This window comes from Olsenella sp. kh2p3, assembly GCA_900119625.1.
In the GTDB taxonomy this organism is placed as follows: Bacteria; Actinomycetota; Coriobacteriia; order Coriobacteriales; family Atopobiaceae; genus Tractidigestivibacter.
In genome coordinates this window covers 1-4,713 of record FPKD01000021.1, presented here as the reverse complement: position 1 = coordinate 4,713, position 4,713 = coordinate 1, and the positions used below count along the sequence as shown (strand labels likewise).

Here is a 4,713-nt window from a genome sequence, read left to right as displayed (position 1 = left end):
GACGTGTCCCTCTTGCTTATCTGTGAAACTTTTTCATGCTCACGAGTGAAAAGCCGCTCTGCTTTTTTGTGCAATTAGGAGGCTATCAAACACAGAGTACGTCGTGACCGGCACCCTGATGGACAAGGCCACGGGCAAGGCGGTCGACGGCGCGACGGCGGGCGCCACCTTCACCCCGAAGGAGGAGTCCGGCACCGTGACGGTCACGTTCGAGCTCGACGGCTCCAAGCTGGCCGGGCACGACCTGGTCGCCTTCGAGGTCCTCATGCGCGGGGACATCACCGTGGCCACCCACGAGGACATCGAGGACGAGGGACAGACGGTGCGTGTCGTCTCCATCGGCACCACCGCCACCGACAAGGCGGACGGCGACCACACGGTCGCGGCTGCCAAGGTCGAGGTAGTCGACGTCGTGTCCTACCAGGGGCTCACCCCTGGGCAGGAGTACGCGGTGACCGGCACGCTCATGGATCGCGAGACCGGAAAGCCCGTGACCGACGGGTCCGGCAAGCCGGTGACCGCCGGCACGTCGTTCACGCCGGAGAAGGCCGACGGCCAGGTGAGCGTCACCTTCGAGCTGGACGCATCGCAGCTGGGCGGGCGCGACCTCGTGGCCTTTGAGGTGCTGACCCAGGGCAAGGCGACGGTGGCAACGCACGAGGACCTCGAGGACGAGGGCCAGACCGTCCACGTCGAGGAGCCCAAGGTGCCCGAGAACCCGACCACGCCGCGACTGCTGCCCAAGACGGGCGACGACACCCGACTCGGGCCGTTCGTGGCGGCGATGGTGGCCAGCGGATCCGGGCTCGTCGCGCTCGGCGTGTGGGAGCTCCGCCGGCGCCGCCGGGACGACGGGTGGGACGGCGACGACCCCGACGACGGCTTCCCGCACATCCAGCGCGGCCGCGTCACGCAGACCATGCCCGACCTCGGCCAGGGGGAGGAGGTGATCCCGTGAGGAAGGCGATCCTGGTGGCGCTCGGCGTCATCGCGCTGACCGCCTACGCCTGCTGCAGGCTTGCGGGCGAGGCAGACCGGATGGAGGGGTACCGCCGATAGAGACGGCCGTCCCATAGAGAACAAGCGAGGCGGCGGCCCTGTTGGACCGCCGCCTCACCAATCAGCATCGATGGCTTCGGGAAATGACCCTGTCTGCAAGTAGTCCCGACGGATCTTGAGGAAGAGCTTCTGCGCAAGCCGAACCCTATCGTAGAGTGGGAATGATTCGAGCCTCAAATCAGTCTTTCACACTCTAACCCAGAAAGCAATAAACCCACAGGTCAGAAGTGGTGTGTTCGAGAAATCGGCACACCTCTTCACTTCACTAGAAAACGCTCCTTTCGGGATTATTCGTACCTGAATTCGTACCACCTCAGCGCCACCATTCAGGGTGCTGGGCATAGGAAGGAGATTCAAGCCATGATTAGCAAAGCTAAGATGACCGAACTCAGCCAGACCGAGAACATGGCGTACTTCCGCGCGGATCTTTGCGTGTACTCGCCAGAGAGTTACACGCTTAAGGAAAAGAGGGACATCTGCAACGACATGATCTCCACCAGCAAGGCTGTCCTCGATGCCATGCGCGAGGACTTCGATCAGTTCTGCCCTGGATGCCCGAGCCAAGCTCCTTGACATGCTCTGCGCCTCTGGCGTCGAGAGCCCCGAGTGGTGGTGGGATGCTTCGAGCGCTAAGCGAACGTGCCCTCTGGCACTTTTAAAGCGAGAGGGCGCGGGCGTTCTAGCCCGCGCTCGCATTGGCAAAGCTCAAATTCGTGGGCGACGGAGACCCGCTCTACCGAGAGCTCACACCTCCGGCCTAGCCAGAACCCATAGATGCCCGGAGGGCCGCTTGTAGCACCAGACAGGCGGCCCTCCCTCTATTTGCCCTCGGAATCCATAAGCTTGAACGTCTCCTTCCAGCCCTAGGGCTAGCGTCCAGGATCGTCCTGCACGAGCGGGCGCCCGACCTCGCGGACACTCGGGATGAGCCACGTGACTGCGGCGAGCACCACCATCAGCAGCCCGGATCCCGCGAACCAGAGCGGCACCCCCACGGAATCCGCCAGGAGCGTGGAAGCGACGAGGCCGACGGGCATCGCCCACGACATGATTGCCCCATACAGGCCAAACACCCGCCCCAGGTACTCGGGCGGCACCTTCTCCTGCATGAGCGCGGTCTGCGGGCCGCTATAGAACGGCGAGCTCAAACCCATGAGGAAGCTCATCACAATGAACACGGCGAAGCCGCCGGGGGCGAGCAGGCCCGATACGAGCGTCGCAAGCCCCAAGAGCGCTGTGGCGGCCACGATGCTGATCGATCGGTTCTTGAAACCGCCTGTCGCCGCGAGAAGGGCCGAGCCCGCGACCATGCCGACGGAGAAAGCGATCTCTACCATCGCCGCATCGGTGGTGGTACCGCCGAAATGGCCGAGCGTCATTAGGGGAAACAGAGCCGCTATGGGCGAGAACACCAGCGAGAACGCAAATCCGCACCACAGCAGCGCGTAGAGCCCGCTGAAGCCGCGGAGCACGCGCAGGCCGTCCAGCGATTCGCGGAAAAGCGCTCGCAGCCCCCCGATAAACCCCTCCGAGGCACCCAACGCGCCTTCTTCCCGCAAGTCGCCGACGTCTATGCGCGCGACGAGGACGGCCGCCGAGGCAACGAGCGCCCCGAGGACGTCGAGGGCGATCATGGGGGTCAGCCCCCAGAGCGGATAGATCGCGGCAGCCACGGCGGTGCCGAGGATGTATCCGCCGGATTGGACCCCCTGTGTCACCCCTGAGAGGCGAACGAGGTGCTCGGGAGGGGCAACATGCGGCGTGAGGGCAAGAGAGGCTGGAGTATAGAACGCCGACCCGACCGCACGGAAAAATAGGGCGCAAATGACCACCCAGACAGGCAGGGGCGTCACGGCCGATACGAGCGCGACGACCGCGCTCACCGCCGCGATGAACAGGTCGGCCCCTATGAGGACGCGTTTGAGCGGATGCCTGTCGACGACGGTGCCGGCAAAGGTCCCGAACAGGGCGAGCGGCAGAAATCCCGCGAGCGATGCGAGCGAAAGCATGGCCGCTGAATTGGTGGAAAGGGCGATGTGCCAAATAAACCCCATCTGCAGGATCGAACTGGTGAGCACCGAGACGAGCTCCCCGCCCCACACGCAGGCGAGCTTGAACTGCCACGAGGATCGAAGCGAACCGGATTGCGAGGCGCCTGTAGCTGCCACCTTTTGATCCCTCCTTTCGCAAAACGGCTCTACTGCCAGAATTATATATCCTAGGTAGATGTCCATCGACGCAGTTAGCCGGCCTGTCTATGGCATGGGCATCGTGCCTTGATTATCAACTTTATCCGAACACCTCCCACATTCATCCGTACATGTGCGGATGAATGTGGGAACCCGATACCCTGAGGGCCGGATCGGCCGGCCCCGGGAGATCGGAGGACGGCATGTCCGGAAAGAAGAAAAGCGGCTCCGCAAGGGCGGTCCCGAGGGCCTACGGAAGGCTCACGAGGCACGAGCGGGACACGGTCCAGAGGATGCTGGAGCGCAGGGCGTCGTGCAGGGAGATCGCGAGGGAGCTGGGCAGGTCGCCCTCGACGGTGAGCGCCGAGGTGGCGTCGCACAGGTTCGTGACGGCGCCGAAGGCCAGGCGCGGCGAGCGCGTGGACGCCTCCGCCGACCTGTCGGCGGCCTGCCCGCGCCTGGCGGCGTGGCCGCGATGCTGCAACGGCTGCGGCCGGTACCGCGCGATCGGCTGCAAGCGCCGCCCCCACGTCTTCTACGAGGCCCGGGCCGCGCAGCTGTGCGCCGACTCGGTCCTCGTCTCGTCCAGGCGCGGGATAGACGCCGACGAGCCCGCCGCGGCGGCCAGGCTGGAGGCGATAAGGGACTGCCTGCGCCGGGGGCTGTCGCCCGAGCAGATGGCGGCGCGCAACGGCGGCCCGGTGGACCTGTCGCCGTCGACCATCTACCGCTGGGTCTCGGCGGGCTACGACGGCATGACCAGCATGGAGCTCAGGCGCAAGGTCGGCTACAGGCCGAGGAAGCGCGCCGCGGGCCGGGCGGCGACCCGCCACTCCGCCCGCAGGTCGCATGCCGCGTTCCTCGCCCTCGGGGAGGACGCGTGCGCCGCGGCCTGGGAGATGGACACCGTCGAGGGGGCCCGGGAGGACTCCGCCTGCCTGCTCACGCTGCTGCACCGCCCCAGCAGGCTCCAGCTCGCGCTGCCGCTGGAGGAGAAGACCGCCGGGTGCGTCGCGGACGCCCTGGGGGGCGTCCGGGCCATCCTCGGCGCCGACGGGACGCGCCGCGTGTTCCGCGCCGTCCTCACCGACAACGGCGCCGAGTTCTCCGACGAGGCGGCGATCGCGGCGCTGCTCGGCGAGGGGCCGGGCGAGACGAGGCTGTTCTACTGCGACCCCAGGCGCAGCGACCAGAAGGGCGCCTGCGAGCGCAACCACGTCGAGATCAGGAAGCTGCTGCCCAAGGGCGCCGGAATCAGGTTCGACCGGCTCGTCCCGGCCGACCTGGCGCTGGCCATGTCGCACGTGAACTCCGAGCCCCGCGGCGCGCTCGGCTTCGCGACGCCCGCGCGCGCCTTCAGGGCGATGCTCGGGGAGGACGCGGCGGCGCTGCTGGACGCCTACGGCGTGGGGGACGTGCCCATCGGGGAACTCGACCTGACGCCGGGGCTCATCGAGAGGGCGCG

The 4,713-nt window shown here is 66.6% G+C and carries 4 protein-coding genes; 3 read left to right on the top strand and 1 reads right to left on the bottom strand.

Going from position 1 to position 4,713, the window contains the following annotated elements:
* The first annotated feature begins 58 nt into the window (after nucleotides 1-58).
* Nucleotides 59-958 (top strand): VaFE repeat-containing surface-anchored protein, encoded by a 900-nt coding sequence (locus tag BT122_RS10600; protein WP_353612553.1) that lies wholly within the window; start codon nucleotides 59-61, stop codon nucleotides 956-958.
* Nucleotides 959-1,419: 461 nt separating this feature from the next.
* On the top strand, nucleotides 1,420-1,632 hold the full coding sequence (locus BT122_RS10595) for a hypothetical protein (protein WP_072355870.1): 213 nt from the start codon (nucleotides 1,420-1,422) through the stop codon (nucleotides 1,630-1,632).
* Nucleotides 1,633-1,928: 296 nt separating this feature from the next.
* Here BT122_RS10595 and BT122_RS10590 read toward each other — a convergent pair whose 3' ends face one another.
* Entirely contained in the window at nucleotides 1,929-3,227 is a 1,299-nt protein-coding gene (locus BT122_RS10590) for an MFS transporter (RefSeq protein WP_072355869.1), read from the bottom strand.
* Between the two features lie 224 nt (nucleotides 3,228-3,451).
* Here BT122_RS10590 and BT122_RS10585 point away from each other — a divergent pair.
* The coding region (locus tag BT122_RS10585; protein ID WP_072355868.1) for an IS30 family transposase at nucleotides 3,452-4,713 on the top strand (1,262 nt) is incomplete at its 3' end.

Coding starts and splice junctions, on each gene's coding strand:
- BT122_RS10595 (WP_072355870.1), top strand. CDS start 1,420: ATGATTAGCAAAGCTAAGATGACCGAACTCAGCCAGACCGAGAACATG.